Raw genomic sequence first — 15,826 nt, 5'->3', positions numbered from 1 at the left:
CTACCACCCGACCCGATCCGGACCGCCACCGCCCGACCCGTGTCCACCGCCGCCCGCCCCGTGTCCACCGCCGCCCGGCCCAGGGCCGCCGCACACCGGCCGGTGGCCCGCGCCGCGAAAATCGGTTGCCCGGGTTCGGGCGGGGGTCGGACGATGGGCCCTCGTGACCGACACCTCCCCCGCCGACGCGCCCGCCGACAGACCCGCGGACGTGCCCGTCGGCGCGCCCACCGGACTGCGGGCGCTGCTGCCCGACCTCTCCCCCTGGCGGGCCTCCCCGGACTTCCGGCGGCTCTGGGTTTCGGGGCTGATCACGAACTTCGGGAGCTTCCTGACCTTCGTCGCGCTGCCGGTGCAGATCAAGGAGCTGACGGGCTCGGCGGCGGCGGTGGGCGCGATCGGTGCCGTGGAGCTGGTGCCGCTGGTGGTGTTCGGGCTGTACGGCGGTGCGCTGGCCGACGCCTGGGACAAGCGGCGGCTGATCCTGTGGACGGAGGCCGGTCAGGGCGTGGCGTGCGCGGCGCTGCTGGTCAACGCGCTGATGCCGAGCCCGGCCGTGTGGCCTCTGTACGTGATCGCCGCGTTCACCTCGGCGCTCGGCGCGGTCCAGCGCCCGGCCCTGGACTCGCTGATCCCGCGGATCGTGGCCCACGAGCACCTGCCGGCCGCCGCCTCGCTGAACTCGCTGCGCTGGCAGGTCGGCGGGATCGCCGGACCGGCGCTGGCGGGCGTGGTGGTGGCGTACGCGGGGCTCGGCTGGGCGTACGCGGTCGATCTGGTCACCTTCGCCGCCTCGGTGGCCCTGGTGGTGGGGCTCGCCTCCTCGCCCGCCTCGCACGAGGCGCGCAGGCCGTCGTGGGCGGCGATCACCGAGGGCGCCCGGTACGCGTGGAGCCGCAAGGAGCTGCTGGGCACCTACGCGGTCGACGTCGCGGCGATGCTCCTGGCGATGCCGCTCGCCGTGCTGCCGTTCCTGGCCGACGAGCTGGACGCCGAGTGGTCGCTCGGCCTGATGTACGCGGCGATTCCGGCGGGCTCGCTGCTGGTGAGCGTGAGCAGCGGGTGGACGTCGCGGGTGCACCGGCACGGGCGGATGGTGGTGCTCGCGGCGGCCGGCTGGGGCGTGGCGATCGCCGCGGCGGGCTTCGCCGGGAACGTGTGGCTGGTGCTGCTGTGCTTCGTGCTCGCCGGGGCGTGCGACATGGTCAGCGGCGTCTTCCGCAGCACGATGTGGAACCAGACCATCCCGGACGAGCTGCGCGGCCGGCTCGCCGGGATCGAACTGCTGTCGTACTCGGTGGGTCCGCAGCTCGGCCAGGTCCGGGCGGGCGGCACGGCCGCGCTCGTCGGGGTGCGGGCGTCGGTGTGGTCGGGCGGGCTGCTGTGCGCGGGCGCGGTGGGGGTGCTGGCGCTGTGCCTGCCGACGATGATGACCTACGACGCGCGGACGAACGAGCACGCGGTGCGGCTGCGCGAGAAGCGCGCAGCCGACGCCGCGAGCGGCTGATCAGTCGTCCCGGTCGCCGCCGGCGCTTCCCCCGGAAGGGGCGTCGTGCCACCTGGGGTCGTTCTCCCATTCGAGGTTGCGCTCGCGGGCGGTCTGCATCGCGTGCTCGGCCTCGGTCCGGGTGGCATACGGCCCGAAGCGGTCCTTGCCCGGGCAGTCCGGGCCCTCCTCGACCTTCTGGTGCTCCAGGCAGTAGTACCACTCGCCCGGTTTGCCGACCGTGCGCTTCTTGAACAGGGCCATGGGACAGCTCCTCTCGCCACCGACATGTTCCCCCATGGCCGCTGGTTAGACTCGCCGCATGTCTGGCCAGTCGCTGCTCGTCCCAGGGGAACTCTCCCCCACCCGTTCCGTGCCCGGAAACATCCGCCGGCCCGAGTACGTCGGCAAACCCGCGCCGACGCCGTACACCGGACCGGAGGTGCAGACGCCCGAGACCATCGAGGCGATGCGCGTGGCCGGGCGGATCGCGGCGCGGGCGATGGAGGAGGCCGCGCGGCACATCGCGCCCGGCGTGACGACGGACGAGCTGGACCGGGTGGCGCACGAGTTCATGTGCGACCACGGCGCCTACCCCTCGACGCTCGGCTACCGGGGCTACCCGAAGTCCCTCTGCAGCTCGGTCAACGAGGTCATCTGCCACGGCATCCCCGACTCCACGGTGCTGCGCGACGGCGACATCGTGAACCTCGACGTGACGGCGTACATCGGCGGGGTGCACGGCGACAACAACGCGACCTACCTGGTCGGCGACGTGGACGAGGAGAGCCGGCTGCTGGTCGAGCGGACCAGGGAGTCGCTGGCCCGCGCGATCAAGGCGGTCAGGCCGGGCCGGCAGATCAACATCATCGGCCGGGTCATCGAGTCGTACGCGAAGCGGTTCGGGTACGGGGTGGTGCGGGACTTCACCGGCCACGGCATCAACTCATCGTTCCACTCGGGGCTCATCGTCCCGCACTACGACAGCCCGCACGCGACGACCGTCATCCAGCCGGGGATGACCTTCACGATCGAGCCGATGCTGACGCTCGGCACCCACGAGTACGACATGTGGGACGACGGCTGGACGGTCGTGACGAAGGACCGCAGGCGGACCGCGCAGTTCGAGCACACCCTGGTGGTGACGGACTCGGGCGCGGAGATCCTCACCCTCCCCTGACCTCGCACACCCCTGGACGGCCCGCTCTCCCCGGAGGGCGGGCCGTTTCGCGTCCGGGTGGGTACGCTTTTACCGACAGCCCGTCGGCAAGCCTATTGACTTAGGTAAGCCTAACCATAGAAAATCGTGCTCATGGACTCCTTCTCGACGCTCATCCGCACCGCCTCCCACGAGCAGCACGTGGAGGCGGAGACCTCGACGTTCATGAGCGACCTGCTGGGCGGGCGGCTCGGTGTCGACGCCTACGCGCGGTACACCGAGCAGCTGTGGTTCGTCTACGAAGCCCTGGAGGCCGCCGCCGGACGGCTGGCGGCGGACCCGGTGGCCGGGCCGTTCGTCCGGCCGGAGCTGCTGCGGCTGGCCTCCCTGGAGCGGGACCTGGCGCACCTGCGCGGCGCCGACTGGCGCGCGGGCCTGACCGCCCTGCCCGCGACCGAGGCGTACGCGGCCCGGGTGCGCGAGTGCGCCGAGGAGTGGCCGGCCGGGTACGTCGCCCACCACTACACGCGCTACCTGGGCGACCTGTCGGGCGGCCAGATCATCCGCGACAAGGCCGAGCGGACCTGGGGCTTCGCCAGGAAGGGCGACGGGGTCCGCTTCTACGTCTTCGAGGAGATCTCCAACCCGGCCGCGTTCAAGCGGGAGTACCGCGAGCTGCTGGACGGTATCCGCGCCGACGACCTGGAGAAGCAGCGGGTCGTCGCCGAGTGCAAGCGCGCCTTCGACCTCAACACGGCGGTCTTCCGGGGACTGGGCGAGGAGTTCCCGCTGTCCGCCTGAGTCACCGCTCCAGGCGTACCCGCCCGCCGATCTCGACCCAGCCCCCGGGCTGCGGCGCGGTGAGGATCTGGGAGCCGACACCCTGGGTGATGTTGAGGGCCCGGCCCAGCCGTCCGGTCAGCAGCAGCGCCGCCGCACCGGTCGCCTCGTCCTCGTCGATGCCGTCGTCGCGGCCGGGGAAGCCGCGGGCCCGCACCCGGCCCGCCGCCTCGTCCTCCCACGCCCAGGCGTAGACCCACTCCCCCTTCGGGGGCACCGCGAGGTCGTCGACCTCGGCGACGGTGGCGTACTGGCGCAGCGTGCGCGGCGGGGCCCACTCGGGGCGGGCCTCGATCCAGCTGAACTCGCCGTCCAGTCGGGCGCCCACCACCCCGGCCCGCGTGACGAGTTCGGGCACGTCGAGGAGCCAGGCGGTGCCGACGCAGGGGTGCCCGGCGAAGGGCAGGCGCAGGGTGGGCGTGTAGATGTCGACGACGCCGCGCTCGGGGTCGTCCACGAACACGGTCTCGCTGAAGCCGAGTTTGGCGGCCAGCTCCTGCCGCCGCCCGGGCTCCGGCAGTACGGACCCGTCCCGGACGACGCCCAGTTCGTTGCCGTATCCGCCGTTCGGCGCGCAGAAGACCCGCAGTACGTCGTAGTCGGTCACCGGGGCATTCAAGCATCGTCCGCGGGCGGCCAGAGCGGGGTGGGGGCCTCGTCGTACGAGAGGGTGGCGAGCGCGTCCGCGTACCCGCGTTCCAGGGCGGCGCGTCGGCGTTCGGTTCCCGGTCCGGCGGGGCGCTCCGGCAGCCGGGACATCCGCTCCGCGTGCCCCTGGGCGACCGCGTCGGCCATCCGCCGCCACTCCGCCTCCTCCGGCAGCAGGGCCAGCACCACGCAGGCCGGTTCGGCGCCCTCCGCCAGCGCCGCCACCGCCCGGTCGTGCCCGTCCAGGATCAGCCAGCCGTCGAGGAAGGACACCCACCACAGCAGGACCGGGGCGAGGGTGCCGTCCCGGGCGTGCCCGCGGTACGCCTTCACGCGCGGCGCGTCGGGGGGCGAGAGCGGGCGCAGGGGCAGGACGCCGTGCCAGCCGCCTCCGCAGAGCAGTTCGAGGACGGTGTCGGGCCAGTCCCGTACGAAGTCCCCGGTCCAGATGCCGGGCGCGAACGACGCGTGTGCGGTGACCGACCAGCGTCCGTCGTGCAGCGGGCCGTGGGGGCTGTCCTCCAGCCACCGGGCGCAGCGGTGGCGCCAGTCGGCGTCCGGTGTGCGCATCGACGCGGCGCGCAGGGGCGGCAGCGGGGAGCGGTGTCCCGGCAGGCGGCGCAGGTGCAGCTCCCGGCAGCAGCCGTCGCCGTGCCACCTGGCCCGGGTGAGGGGGCGGTCGCCCAGCTGGAGCGTGGGCGGGCCGCCGTCCCGGGCCCGGACGAATCGCAGCGGTGGTGGGCCGGGGCGGCCCCGGACGTCCAGGACCAGGGGTCCCCCCGTCGCTTCCCGCACCGCCCGTTCCATACGGACAGTATCGGGCGCGGACCGCCCCGGCCCGCGGGGGATTACTCGGCGGACCGCGCCTGGCCCCGCCGCCTGCGCGTCGCGTACACCGCGCCCGCGCCGACCACGACCGCGACTCCGGCCGCCGCGCCGAGGGCGGGGCCCGGTATGTCCGAACCGGTGGAGGCGAGGCTGCCGCCGCCGATGGAACCGCCGATGGTCGTTCCGGTGCCGCCGACGGTCGAACCGGTGCCCCCGGCGGTGCCCGTGCCCCCGCCGGTGGAGCCGCCCGCCGTGCCGGAGCCGCCGCCCGTGCCGCCGGACGTGCCCGAGCCGCCGCCGTCCGGCAGTTGGGCGTCGTCGCTGAGCGCCACCGACAGGTCGACGGTGTCGAGCGCGGTACCGGCCTGGTAGAAGTCGCCGAAGGCCTTGGCGCCGGCCTGGGTGAGCGTGGCGGCGACGTCCTCGACGGTGACGACGTTCTTCGCGGCGGTCAGATCGCCGGACTTCGCCTTGAGGTCGGCCAGGACCACTCCCTCGGTCCGCACCCCGAGGCTGTTCACGTCGGCGGTGAGCTTGCCGGTGCCGCCGTCGAGGGTGGCCTTGAGGTTGCTCAGGGTCAGGTCGAGGCCGTAGGTGCCGCCGGACTGGTGGCCCTTGAAGTTGACGGCGCCCTTGAAGGTGGCGGTCAGCCTGTCGGCGTCCGTGTCGTAGGTGCCGGTGGCGTCCTTGAAGGTGAACGCGCCGTTCCCGGCGGCCTGGACGGCGCCGCCGGAGACGGTGACCCGGCCCTTGGCGATGGTGCCGACGACGTAGGCGCGGAAGGACTCCTTCACGCCCCAGCCGAGGGTGCCGTCGGCTATCTCGCCCTTGGCGGGGGCCGTGCTCGCGGGGGCCGTGGGCGAGGCGCTCGTGCTCGCCGTGGGGCTGGGGTCCTGGGTGGCGGGCGTGGTCTGCGGGTCGGTCGGCCCGGGTCCGGTGGAGTCGGTCCCGGTCGGCTCCGGGTCGGTCGGGTCGGTGGAGGGCTCCGTGCTCGGCCCGGTGGTGGGTTGCGTGGTCGGCCCGGTGGTCGGCTCCGGCGTCTTCTTGACCACCGTCAGCGGGTCCCCGGCCGCGCCCGCGTAGCTCGCGCTGCCGAGGTATTCGCCCGCCTCGGTGGTGAGGGTGGTCGCCATGTCCGTCATCGCGCGGGTCACGGCGACCTTGGCGAGCGGCACGTCGTCGCCCTTCTTGGTGGGCGTCGCGCCGGAGGTGTCGACCGTCGTCACGTCGGCGGTGATCTCACCGGCGCCGCTGTCGAAGCGCACGTCGGTGAGCGTGACCTCGAAGTGGTGCGCGGCGGAGGCGCTCACCAGCTTGCCCTGGAAGCCGAGATCGACGGCGTTCGTCGTGTGGTCGTAGGTGCCGGTGCCCCCGGTGAAGGTGAAGGCACCGTTGCCGGCGGCCTGGGTGGCGCCCTCGGAGGCGGTGAAGCTGCCGAACATGCCGACGTACGTCCGGTAGGACTGCTTGATGCCCCAGGTCAACTCGTAGTCCGAGAGCGGGGATCCGGCGGCCGAGGCGGCGGTGGCGCCGCCCAGCGTGGCGAGGGCGGTCGCGCCGAGGGCGGCGGCCGTGGCGACGGCGGCGGCGAGGGCGGTGGAGCGGCGTCGTCTGACGGGCATGGCTCGGTTCTCCTTGGGTGGTGTCGGGCTGGTGTCGGGGGTGTTCAGCCCTGCTCCGGGTCCGCCGGGGAGTCGGCGGACGCGGCGGGCCGGGCGCGGCGCCTGCGGAGGGCGACGGCCACGAGGGCCGCGGCCGCCAGCAGCAGGGCACCGGCCGCGAGGGAGACGGGAAGTGCGGGGAAGTCGCCGTCGTCGGTGGTGCTCGCGACGGGGGCGGCGGAGGCGTCCGCGCCGGTCTGCTCGGGCGCCGGGCTCGCGCTCGGCGCGGGCTCGCTGCCGAGGTCGGGCAGGGCGGGCAGTTCCGCGTCGGCGGTGAGGGCGACGGCGAGGGACACCGGGTCCATCCCGGTGCCTGCCTGGTACATGCCGCCGAAGGCCTTCGCACCGCGCGCGGTGAGCTTCGCGGGGGCCTCGGTGACCTTCACCAGACCGCCGGACGGCTTCAGTTCGCCCGCGGTGAAGGTGACCAGGGGCACCTTCTTCTCCTTGACGTCCGGGCTCGTCACGTCGGCGTACAGCGTGCCCCTGCCGTCCTCGACGACGGTCCGTACGTTGCCGAGGCTCAGGTCGAGGCCGTGGGCGCCGGTGAAGCGGACCGTGCCCCTGAAGGCGGCGGTGAGGTCGCCGTCCTCGTACGTCCCCTCGCCGCCGGGGAAGCGGAAGAGCGCGCCGCCGTCCTGGGCGCCCGCGGTGAGGACCCACTCGCCGTCGGCGATGTCGCCGGTGACGTACTCGCGGAAGGTGCGGCGCACGCCCCAGTCGACGGCGCCGTCCCGGACCGTGCCGCCCGACGTCTTCGCGGGCTTCGGCGACTCGGCGGACGCCGAGGGGGTGTCCGACGGCTGCGTCTCCCGCTTCGGCGCGGACGCCTTCACGTCGGCGGACAGGCTCACCGGGTCCAGTGCGGTGCCGGCGGTGTAGTACCCGGCGAAGGACCGGGCGCCCTCGGCGGTGAGGGTGGCGGGGAGGTTGTTCAGGGCGACGGTGCCGCCGCCGCCCCGCATGTCGATGCCGCCGAGGGAGAGGGAGGCGAAGGGCACCTGACGGGACGTCGTGACCGCCCCGGTGTCCTTCGCCTTGCTGACGACGTCCAGGTGGAGCGTGCCGGTGGAGCCGGAGATGCTCACGGTGGGACGGCTGAGGGTGAGGTCGAGCTGGTAGGAGCCGGTTCCGGTGCGGTGGCCGAGGAAGTGCACGCCGCCAAAGAAGGCGGCGCGGAAGGCACCGGTGTCGCCGTCGTAGGTGCCGGTCGCCGAGTGGAAGCGGAACGAGCTGCCGCCGACGGTGGCCGCACCCCCGGTGAGGGAGTAACTGCCCTTCGCGACGGGCCCGGTGACATAGGTCTGGAACGAGGACTTGATGCCCCAGTCGAGCCGTCCGCCCTGCACGGTCCGGCTCTCGGCGTGTGCGGCGGCCACGGGGAGCAGCGCCGCGAGGACCGCCGCGCACAACACGGTGACCAGGGCGCGAAGACGGGCGGGCATGCGAAGTCCTCCGGATCGGGGGGCCGGTAGCGAACGAAGGTAAGGCTAACCTAAGCTCTAGCCGACTGACACTGGCGGTCTACCGGAGAGGACGGACGGAATAGTGCGACGCTTGCGAGACCGACTGGCGGGAGCACTGCTGTCCGCGCTCGCCCTCACCCTGACCGCGACCGGATGCGCGGGCTCCTCCGAGGCCTCGTCCGGCGCCGGTTCCGGCGCTGCGGCCCCCTCGGCGGCGGAGCCCGTCGCGAACCGGGTCGAACCACTCGAAAAGCGCCCCGAGCCCCGGCTTCCCGTCACCGTCCGCTCCGCCGACGGCGAGCGCGTGACGGTCGAGCGGGCCGAGCGGATCGTCCCCCTGTCCGGCAGCCTCAGCGAGATCGTCTTCACGCTCGGGCTCGGCGACCGGGTCGTCGCCCGGGACGTCACCGCCACCTTCGAACAGGCGGCGAAGCTCCCGGTGGTCACCCGGGGCCACGACGTCTCCGCCGAGAGCGTGCTCTCCCTCAGGCCCGACCTGGTGATCGCCGAGACCACCACGGGCCCCGAGGAGGCGGTGGGCCAGATCCGCGCCGCCGGGGTCCCGGTGCTCTTCGTCGAGGCGGCCAAGGGGCTGGACGACGTGGGCCCGCGCATCGGGGCGGTCGCCGACGCGCTCGGCGTACCGGCGGCGGGGAAGGAGCTGACCCGGCGCTCGGAGCAGCGGATCGAGGCCGTACAGGGGGACGTTCCGCACGGGGAGGAGCCGCGGGTCGCCTTCCTCTACCTGCGCGGCTCGGCCTCCGTCTACCTCATCGGCGGCGCGGACTCCGGCGCCGGTTCGCTGATCGAGGCGGCCGGGGCGGTGGACGCCGGGGCCGCCTCCGGCCTCGACAAGGACTTCACCGCCATCACCAGCGAGGCCCTGGTCAAGGCCGCGCCGGACGCGATCCTCGTGATGAGCAAGGGACTCGAATCGGTCGGCGGCGTGGACGGCCTGGTGAAGATCCCCGGCGTCGCCCAGACCCCGGCCGGGATGGACCGCCGGATCGTCTCCGTCGAGGACGGCGTACTCCTCAACTACGGCCCGCGCACCGACCAGGTGCTGAAGTCGGTCGTGGCGCAGCTGTACGGCGAGGACGGCGACCAGTGACCGTTTTGGACGACAAGCAGGGCCGCCCCCGGGCATCCGCCGGCCCCGCCGCCCCGCCCCGCGCCCGGCGCTCCACCGCCTGGCTGCTGACCGCGGCCCTCGCCGCCGGTCTGCTGGTCCTCGTCCCGGTCGCGGCCGGTACCGGCGCCTACCCGATCCCGGTCGGCGACGTACTCGGCTCGCTGCTGCACCGGACCGGGCTCGGCGGCACGGAACTGGACCGGGTGGCCGAGTCGGTGCTGTGGAACGTGCGGTTCCCCAGGATCGTGCTGGCCCTGCTGGTCGGCGCCTCTCTGGGCTGCGCCGGGGCACTCATGCAGGGCGTGTTCGGCAACCCGCTGGCCGAGCCGGGCGTCATCGGCGTCTCCTCGGGCGCGGCGGTCGGCGCGGTCGCCGCCATCGCGTTCGGCCTGAACTTCCTCGGCACCTGGACGGTGTCCGTCTTCGCCTTCGCCTCCGGCCTGGTCACCGTCCTGGTCGTCTACGCGATGTCCCGCTCGGGCGGCCGTACGGAGGTCGTGACCCTGATCCTGACGGGCATCGCGGTGAACGCCTTCGCGGGGGCGCTGATCGGGCTGTTCCTGTTCTTCGCGGACACGGCGGCGGTCAACCAGATCACCTTCTGGCAGCTGGGCTCGCTCGCCCAGGCGACCTGGCCCAAGGTGCTGGCGGTCCTGCCGTGCGCGGCGCTCGGACTGGGGCTCGCCCCGCTGTACGCCCGTCGCCTCGACCTCCTCGCCCTCGGCGAACGCCCGGCCCGCCACCTGGGGGTGGACGTGGAGCGGCTGCGGATCGTCCTGGTCCTGGTGATCGCCCTGCTGACCGCGGCGGCGGTGAGCGTGGCCGGTGTCATCGGCTTCGTCGGACTCGTCGTCCCGCACCTGCTGCGGATGGCGGCCGGGCCGGGCCACCGGTTCCTGATCCCGGGCAGCGCGCTGCTCGGCGCGCTGGTCCTGCTCGCCGCCGACCTGGCCGCCCGCACGGTCGCGGAGCCGGCCGAACTGCCGCTCGGGGTGCTGACGGCGCTGCTGGGCAGTCCGTTCTTCTTCTGGCTGCTGCGCCGCACCCGGCGCAGGCAGGGAGGCTGGGCATGAGAAGCGTGAAGCTGCCGCGGCTGGTGCCGTCCCGTCCGGTGCCGCCGCCCCCGGCCGCACCGGGCGACGTCCTCGCCGCGGCCGAGGGACTGCGCGTGCGCCTCGGCGGGCGGCCGGTCCTCGACGGGGTGGACCTGGACGTCCGGGCGGGCGAGGTGCTCGCCCTGGTCGGCCCCAACGGGGCGGGCAAGTCCACCCTGCTGGGCGCGCTGGCCGCCGACGTCCCGGCCGCCGAGGGGGTCGTACGCGTCCACGGGCGCCCGGTGCCGGGCTGGTCGGCGCCCGAACTCGCGCTGCGCCGCGCGGTGCTGCCCCAGTCGGCGTCGCTGTCCTTCCCGTTCGCGGTGGAGGAGGTCGTCCGGATGGGCCGGGCGCCCTGGGCGGGCGGCGACCGGGAGGACGAGGACGACGCGGCCGTGGCCGAGGCGATGGCGCGCACGGAGGTGGCCGGATTCGCCGGGCGTCCGTTCTCCGCGCTCAGCGGCGGCGAGCGGGCCCGCGTGGCCCTCGCCCGCGTCCTCGCCCAGCGCGCTCCCCTCCTGCTGCTCGACGAGCCGACCGCGGCCCTGGACCTCAGGCACCAGGAACTCGTGCTGCGGCTGTGCCGGGAGCGGGCGCGGGCCGGGGACGCGGTGGTCGTCGTCCTGCACGACCTCGCGCTGGCGGCGGCGTACGCGGACCGGGTGGCGCTCCTGCGCTCGGGCCGGATCGCGGCCGGGGGCCCGCCCTCGGAGGTGTTCGCCGAGGGCCTGCTGTCCGAGGTCTACGACCAGCCGGTGGAGGTGTTCCCGCACCCGCGCACGGGCGCGCTCCTGGTCGTCCCGCACCGCGAGCCCTGATGCGAAGTCACGGTGTGGCCGCGGTACCCGGTCCCGACGCTCGCGCTCTTCCTCGCCCCGGTAGGGTTCGCCTCCGGGAAGGGGAAGGTGAAGGAACCTGATGAGCCAGGATCGCGGCCCTCGAAGGCCCCGCAGGCTTGAGAAGTACGCGCTCATATCCGCCTCGGCGACCGCTTTGTCGCTGACGGCGAGCGGCTGCGTGGTGGTGCACGGTGAGCGCGAGGTACTCCCCTCGGCCACCCGGGCCGAGGCCGCGAAGGCGCTGGAGCGGTTCACCACCGCGTACAACAAGGCCGACAAGGCGTACGACGCCTCCCTGGACGCCGACCACACCACCGGCGCCCTCGCCGCGATCGACTCGGCGCGGCTGAAGGCGGGGGCGGCCAACCACCCGGACGGCAACCCGGCGCACGAGCCGCTGGAGCTGACCGACGCGAAGTTCACGATCCCGAAGAAGGCGGGCTGGCCGCGCTGGTTCGTCGCGGACACCAAGGCCAACAAGGGCGGCAAGGCACGCTGGTTGCTGGTCTTCACCCGGGACGGCCTGGAGGAGACCTGGGAGGCGGCGTACCTGACGCTGGTCGCCCCCGGCAAGGTGCCCGAGTTCAAGACCGACCAGGAGGGCTGGGCCGAGGCCGTGCCCGCGAACGCCACCGACGTGAGCGTCCCGCCGGCCGACCTGAGCAAGGACTACACGACATACCTCCAGGACGGCGGCAAGACCTTCGCGGACGGGACGCACACCAGCTCCTGGCGCGCGCTGCGCGAGAAGCGCTCGACCCGCCCCGGCCTGGTCACGCAGTACATCGACGAGCCGCTGACGAACGGCGACTACGCCCCGCTGGCACTGCGCACGAAGGACGGCGGCGCGCTGGTGTTCTTCACCTCGCGCCACTTCGAGAAGCAGACCGCCGCGCGGGGCGCGTCCGTGCCGACGCCGAACAAGGACGTGCTGGCCCTGACGGACGGCGAGATCAAGCAGTCGCTGACGATGGAGTTCGTCTCCAACGAGGTCGCGCTCGATCCGGCGGACGGGCAGGTGTCGGTACTGGGCCGGGTCCAGGGCCTCACCTCGGGCAAGGGCGAATAGGAGAGGGCCGGGGCGCTCAGCGGCGCAGCGGCCAGGAGGCTCCCTCGTGGTCGCCCTCCGCGCCGGCATGCCGGGCGCAGGCGTCGGTGAGGGTCTCCAGCAGGGTCAGCGGGTCCGGCAGCGGGTGCTCGGGACCGCGCACCCAGTGCACGGTCCGCCCTTCGCCGGGCAGCCGGGCCGGCGGCACCAGCACATAGGACCCGCGGCAGTGCCAGCGCAGCCCCGGATGCTCGTCCATGGTCTCGGGGTGGCAGTCCAGCTCGCAGGGCCACCACTCGTCCTCGTCCTCGGGGGTGCCGCGGGTGAGGGTGAACAGCAGCATGCGCCCGTCGTCGCTCTCGGCGACCGGCCCGACGTCGATTCCGGCGGCGAGCAGTCGCTCCACCGCCTCGCGACCGGCCTCCAGCGGCACGTCGAGCACGTCGTGCACCATGCCGGTCGCGGTGATGAAGTTGGCCTCGGGCTGGTGCCGGGCCCAGCGCTCGATCTGGGCGCGGTCGGTGGTGGACTGCGTCTGCCAGGCGAACGACACCGGGTGCCGGGCGGGGGTCGGACAGCCCACGCGGTCGCAGGAGCAACGGTATCCGGCGGGGTGCGCGGCGGGCGCCAGCGGCAGTCCGGCACCGGCGGCGGCGAGCAGCAGATCCTCCCGGCCACCGTCTCCGGCGGCCTCCTTGGGGCGGCGTCCGCGCAGCCACGAGGAGAGTTTGCCCTGCAGACCGCTCCGACCGCCGAACTCCGCGCTCATCTATCCCCTTGCCTCGCCGTCGTGCGCACCAGCATGCCCTATCGTCGCACCATTCCCCGCTTCGGGGTCGCGAAGGGACAAACTTCCCTGGTCAGGCCTCTTCGGTCACCGCGGGGCGAGCCCGTGCAGCGCATAGTCGACGAGGGTGTCGGTGTAGGCGTGGGAGAACGGCCCCGTGTGCTGGAGCCAGCGCTGCGCGAGCGGGGAGACGAACAGCTCCAGCGCGATCCGCAGGTCGATGTCCTGCCGTACCTGGCCCGCCTCCTGGGCGGCCCGCAGCCGGTCGGCGTGCAGCTGGAGCGACGGCTCCAGGAGCCGGCTGACGAAGGTCCGGCCCAGTTCCTCGTTGACGACGCCCTCGGCCGCCAGCGCGCGGTAGGGCGCCTCGAACCTCGGATCCCGCAGTTCATCAACGGTGGCGCGCAGTACGACCTTGAGGTCGGCGGCGACGTCACCCGTGTCCGGGATGGTGTACGCCTCCTCACCGGCGGCCTCCACGAGCCGCTCCCCCAGGTCGAGGAAGGCCTCCAGCAGGACGTCCGCCTTCGAGGACCACCAACGGTAGATCGTCTGCTTGCCGACGCCGGCGCGGGCGGCGATGCCCTCGATGGTGGTCTTCGGGTAGCCGACCTCGCCGACCAGGGCGAGGGCGGCGTCGTAGATGGCCTGGCGGGACCGCTGGCTGCGCCGGGTGGCGTCGGGGTGCGGCCGCTCGGCGGCGGAGTTCGTGCTGCGGACGGATTTCCGGGTGGTGGCCATGCCCCGAAGCTACCAGCCCGACAAGACGGAACGTCTCGCGCCGTCCGTCCACTCAGTGGCGCGGCGCCCGCGCGTTCTCCAGGTAGTGCAGAACGGCCGCCACCCGCCGGTCGACCTGGTCGGCCGGAGACAGGTCGAGCTTGGCGAAGATGCTGCGGATGTGCTTGTGGACGGCGCCGTCGGTAACGACGAGCCGCCCGGCGATGGCACTGTTGCCCAGGCCCTCGGCCATCAGCGCGAGCACCTCCCGCTCCCGCGGACTGAGCCGCTCCATCCGGGTGTCCTGCCGCGTCCGGGTGAACAACTGGGCGACGACCTCGGGATCGATGGCGGTGCCACCGCCCGCGACCCGCCCGAGCGCGTCCATGAACTCCTCGACCCGCCCGACACGCTCCTTGAGCAGGTACCCCAGACCGCCCACTCCCCCGGTCAGCAGGTCGGTGGCGAAGGACTGCTCCACGTACGCGGACAGCACCAGGACGGCGAGTCCGGGGCGCCGCCGCCGCGCCTCGACGGCCGCGCGGACCCCTTCGTCGGTGTGGGTGGGCGGCATCCGCACGTCGAGGATGGCCACGTCGGGCTCGTGCTCGTCGATGGCCGCGAGCACCGACTCGGCGGTGTCCGCGGTGGCGACCACGTCCAGGCCCTCGGCCCGCAGCAGCAGGGCGAGCCCCTCGCGCAGCAGCGGATCGTCCTCGGCGATCACGATCCGCAGGGCGCGCCGCACGTCAGGTTCCACTTCTTCCTCAGTCCTCCCCGGGCGGCCAGGGGTCGCCCCAGGCCGCGTCGCGGGCGGCCTTGTACAGGTCGCCGTGCCGCTTGGTGACCGTACGACGCCGCAACCGCTCGTCGGATTCACACAGGTCCAGCAGCACCTGGCCCTTGCGGAGCTGCGGACGCCGGACCACCCGGGAGGCGGCGGGTGCGACGGGAAGCCGGGTGGCGGCGACGTAGCTGAACTTCTCGTCCTCGTAGGCGAGGGATCCGCTCTTGACCTGCCGGTGCAGGCTGGACCGGCTGACGCGGGTCGCGAAGTGGCACCAGTCCGTGCCGGGCTCGATGGGGCAGGCGGCACTGTGCGGGCAGGGCGCGGCGACCCGGAACCCGGCGGCGATCAGCCGGTCGCGGGCCTCGATGACGCGGGCGTACCCGGCGGGGGTTCCGGCCTCGACGATCACGACGGTCCGCGCGGCGCCGGCGGCGGCGTCGACGAGGGCGGTGCGGTCGGCCGCGGTCAGCTCGTTGAGTACGTAGGAGACGGTGACGAGATCGGTGCTCTCGATGGCGAGCGCCGCCCCGATCCGCGAGCGCTGCCAGCGGACCTCTCTCAGCTCGGGCAGCGAGGCGGCGATCTCCCGGCCGAGGGCGAGCGCGGGTTCGGCCCAGTCGAGCACGGTCACCGGACGCGTCCCGCCCCAGGTGTCGCTGACGGCCCAGGTCGCGGCGCCGGTCCCGCCGCCGACGTCCACATGGCTGTCCGGCACCCGGTCCGGCACGGCCGCGGCGAACGCGGCCAGCGCGGAGCGCACCGCGGCGAAGGTGGCGGGCATGCGGTAGGCGGCGTAGGCGACGACGTCGGCGCGGTCGCGCAGGATGGGGGCGTCGGTGGGGGTGTCCCCGCGGTAGTTGGCGATCAGCCGGTCCACGGCCTGTGCGGCCTGTCGGGGCGGCAAGCCGTCGACGAGGTCGGCGAGGGTGGCGCGCAGGGTGTCGGCGGGGTCGTTCACCCGGAGATTGTACGAGGCACTCCGTGGGTGGGTCGTGTGGCCCGGTGTGGTCTTGGCACCCGGGGTGGGTGCGGGCGCGAGGGGGGACGCGGCCCGGCGTTGCGGGGTGCCGCTGCGCCCACCCGTGCCGCCCCAGCGGCACGACTGCCCGCAGCTGGGGCGGGGGGCGGCGGCTGCCCGCAGCTGGGGCGGGGGGGGCGGCTGCCCGCAGCTGGGGCGGGGGGTGGCGCCGCCCGCAGCTGGGACGGCGGAGTGGCGGCGGCCCGCAGCTAGGGGGGACGGGCGGTCAGCCGCGTACGGCGCGAAGGGGGCGTGTCGGGGGGTGTCCGCCCGCAGCGGTTGGCGCGTCAACGCCCCGCACCCCCGTAGC

At 74.0% G+C, this 15,826-nt stretch carries 16 protein-coding genes and 1 pseudogene; 8 read left to right on the top strand and 9 right to left on the bottom strand.

Annotated elements, in window-relative coordinates; translation table 11 throughout:
- Nucleotides 1-163 precede the first annotated feature (163 nt).
- Entirely contained in the window at nt 164-1,507 is a 1,344-nt protein-coding gene (locus ACFV9J_RS33215) for an MFS transporter (RefSeq protein ID WP_385360532.1), read from the top strand.
- Here ACFV9J_RS33215 and ACFV9J_RS33210 read toward each other — a convergent pair whose 3' ends face one another.
- Nucleotides 1,508-1,750, bottom strand: coding sequence for a hypothetical protein (locus tag ACFV9J_RS33210; protein WP_385360530.1), 243 nt, complete (start codon nt 1,748-1,750; stop codon nt 1,508-1,510).
- A 58-nt stretch (nt 1,751-1,808) separates the two neighbouring features.
- Here ACFV9J_RS33210 and map point away from each other — a divergent pair, with 58 nt between their 5' ends.
- Nucleotides 1,809-2,666 (top strand): type I methionyl aminopeptidase, encoded by an 858-nt coding sequence (gene map / locus ACFV9J_RS33205; protein ID WP_385360527.1) that lies wholly within the window; start codon nt 1,809-1,811, stop codon nt 2,664-2,666.
- A 132-nt stretch (nt 2,667-2,798) separates the two neighbouring features.
- Nucleotides 2,799-3,446 (top strand): heme oxygenase (biliverdin-producing), encoded by a 648-nt coding sequence (locus ACFV9J_RS33200; protein ID WP_385360525.1) that lies wholly within the window; start codon nt 2,799-2,801, stop codon nt 3,444-3,446.
- Nucleotide 3,447: 1 nt separating this feature from the next.
- Here the strand turns inward: ACFV9J_RS33200 and ACFV9J_RS33195 are convergent, their stop codons facing one another.
- From ACFV9J_RS33195 to ACFV9J_RS33180, 4 genes are read right to left on the bottom strand one after another with little or no spacing between them, the layout of a single operon-like run.
- On the bottom strand, nt 3,448-4,092 hold the full coding sequence (locus ACFV9J_RS33195) for a PhzF family phenazine biosynthesis protein (RefSeq protein ID WP_385360523.1): 645 nt from the start codon (nt 4,090-4,092) through the stop codon (nt 3,448-3,450).
- A gap of 8 nt (nt 4,093-4,100) precedes the next feature.
- Complete coding sequence (locus tag ACFV9J_RS33190; RefSeq protein ID WP_385360520.1) at nt 4,101-4,940, bottom strand: hypothetical protein; 840 nt, start codon at nt 4,938-4,940, stop codon at nt 4,101-4,103.
- Nucleotides 4,941-4,981: 41 nt separating this feature from the next.
- A complete protein-coding gene (locus tag ACFV9J_RS33185; protein ID WP_385360518.1) occupies nt 4,982-6,583 on the bottom strand; it encodes an HtaA domain-containing protein in 1,602 nt (533 codons plus the stop codon).
- Nucleotides 6,584-6,627: 44 nt separating this feature from the next.
- The gene (locus ACFV9J_RS33180; protein WP_385360515.1) at nt 6,628-8,067 is read right to left on the bottom strand and encodes an HtaA domain-containing protein; all 1,440 of its coding nucleotides are present in this window, start codon (nt 8,065-8,067) and stop codon (nt 6,628-6,630) included.
- 103 nt (nt 8,068-8,170) lie between these two features.
- On the opposite strand from ACFV9J_RS33180, the gene ACFV9J_RS33175 reads away from it, so the two are divergent.
- The 5 genes and pseudogenes from ACFV9J_RS33175 to ACFV9J_RS33155 all read left to right on the top strand — a co-directional run bounded on the left by ACFV9J_RS33175 (nt 8,171) and on the right by ACFV9J_RS33155 (nt 12,222).
- Nucleotides 8,171-9,199 (top strand): hemin ABC transporter substrate-binding protein, encoded by a 1,029-nt coding sequence (locus ACFV9J_RS33175; RefSeq protein ID WP_385360513.1) that lies wholly within the window; start codon nt 8,171-8,173, stop codon nt 9,197-9,199.
- A gap of 5 nt (nt 9,200-9,204) precedes the next feature.
- The gene (locus ACFV9J_RS33170) at nt 9,205-10,293 is read left to right on the top strand and encodes a FecCD family ABC transporter permease (protein ID WP_385360696.1); all 1,089 of its coding nucleotides are present in this window, start codon (nt 9,205-9,207) and stop codon (nt 10,291-10,293) included.
- Nucleotides 10,290-11,132, top strand: a complete 843-nt coding sequence (locus ACFV9J_RS33165; RefSeq protein ID WP_385360511.1) for a heme ABC transporter ATP-binding protein — start codon at nt 10,290-10,292, stop codon at nt 11,130-11,132. The genes ACFV9J_RS33170 and ACFV9J_RS33165 overlap by 4 nt, the downstream gene beginning before the upstream one ends.
- A gap of 3 nt (nt 11,133-11,135) precedes the next feature.
- Nucleotides 11,136-11,273, top strand: a pseudogene (locus tag ACFV9J_RS33160) (iron transporter); the annotation flags it as partial.
- The gene (locus ACFV9J_RS33155) at nt 11,233-12,222 is read left to right on the top strand and encodes a hypothetical protein (protein WP_385360509.1); all 990 of its coding nucleotides are present in this window, start codon (nt 11,233-11,235) and stop codon (nt 12,220-12,222) included. The pseudogene ACFV9J_RS33160 and the gene ACFV9J_RS33155, both read left to right, overlap by 41 nt.
- A gap of 16 nt (nt 12,223-12,238) precedes the next feature.
- Here ACFV9J_RS33155 and ACFV9J_RS33150 read toward each other — a convergent pair whose 3' ends face one another.
- The 4 genes from ACFV9J_RS33150 to ACFV9J_RS33135 all read right to left on the bottom strand — a co-directional run bounded on the left by ACFV9J_RS33150 (nt 12,239) and on the right by ACFV9J_RS33135 (nt 15,456).
- Nucleotides 12,239-12,970, bottom strand: a complete 732-nt coding sequence (locus ACFV9J_RS33150) for a bifunctional DNA primase/polymerase (RefSeq protein ID WP_385360506.1) — start codon at nt 12,968-12,970, stop codon at nt 12,239-12,241.
- Nucleotides 12,971-13,075: 105 nt separating this feature from the next.
- The gene (locus ACFV9J_RS33145) at nt 13,076-13,729 is read right to left on the bottom strand and encodes a TetR/AcrR family transcriptional regulator (RefSeq protein ID WP_385360504.1); all 654 of its coding nucleotides are present in this window, start codon (nt 13,727-13,729) and stop codon (nt 13,076-13,078) included.
- A gap of 52 nt (nt 13,730-13,781) precedes the next feature.
- Nucleotides 13,782-14,444 carry a response regulator transcription factor gene (locus tag ACFV9J_RS33140; RefSeq protein ID WP_385360693.1) on the bottom strand — a complete coding sequence of 221 codons (663 nt, stop codon included), beginning with the start codon at nt 14,442-14,444 and terminating at the stop codon, nt 13,782-13,784.
- A 31-nt stretch (nt 14,445-14,475) separates the two neighbouring features.
- Entirely contained in the window at nt 14,476-15,456 is a 981-nt protein-coding gene (locus ACFV9J_RS33135; RefSeq protein ID WP_385360502.1) for a small ribosomal subunit Rsm22 family protein, read from the bottom strand.
- Between the last annotated feature and the right edge of the window lie 370 nt (nt 15,457-15,826).

It is taken from the genome of Streptomyces sp. NPDC059906, from assembly GCF_042730645.1.
Classification (GTDB): domain Bacteria; phylum Actinomycetota; class Actinomycetes; order Streptomycetales; family Streptomycetaceae; genus Streptomyces; species Streptomyces rubrogriseus.
The sequence above is the reverse complement of the archived record's forward strand: the minus strand, read 5'-3'. Positions and strand labels throughout refer to the sequence as shown.

Bases quoted from the DNA above. Each gene is read 5' to 3' on its own strand.
- ACFV9J_RS33180 (WP_385360515.1), bottom strand. From the start codon at position 8,067: ATGCCCGCCCGTCTTCGCGCCCTGGTCACCGTGTTGTGCGCGGCGGTC.
- ACFV9J_RS33210 (WP_385360530.1), bottom strand. From the start codon at position 1,750: ATGGCCCTGTTCAAGAAGCGCACGGTCGGCAAACCGGGCGAGTGGTAC.
- ACFV9J_RS33155 (WP_385360509.1), top strand. From the start codon at position 11,233: ATGAGCCAGGATCGCGGCCCTCGAAGGCCCCGCAGGCTTGAGAAGTAC.
- map (WP_385360527.1), top strand. From the start codon at position 1,809: ATGTCTGGCCAGTCGCTGCTCGTCCCAGGGGAACTCTCCCCCACCCGT.
- ACFV9J_RS33200 (WP_385360525.1), top strand. From the start codon at position 2,799: ATGGACTCCTTCTCGACGCTCATCCGCACCGCCTCCCACGAGCAGCAC.
- ACFV9J_RS33145 (WP_385360504.1), bottom strand. From the start codon at position 13,729: ATGGCCACCACCCGGAAATCCGTCCGCAGCACGAACTCCGCCGCCGAG.
- ACFV9J_RS33185 (WP_385360518.1), bottom strand. From the start codon at position 6,583: ATGCCCGTCAGACGACGCCGCTCCACCGCCCTCGCCGCCGCCGTCGCC.
- ACFV9J_RS33190 (WP_385360520.1), bottom strand. From the start codon at position 4,940: ATGGAACGGGCGGTGCGGGAAGCGACGGGGGGACCCCTGGTCCTGGAC.
- ACFV9J_RS33150 (WP_385360506.1), bottom strand. From the start codon at position 12,970: ATGAGCGCGGAGTTCGGCGGTCGGAGCGGTCTGCAGGGCAAACTCTCC.
- ACFV9J_RS33165 (WP_385360511.1), top strand. From the start codon at position 10,290: ATGAGAAGCGTGAAGCTGCCGCGGCTGGTGCCGTCCCGTCCGGTGCCG.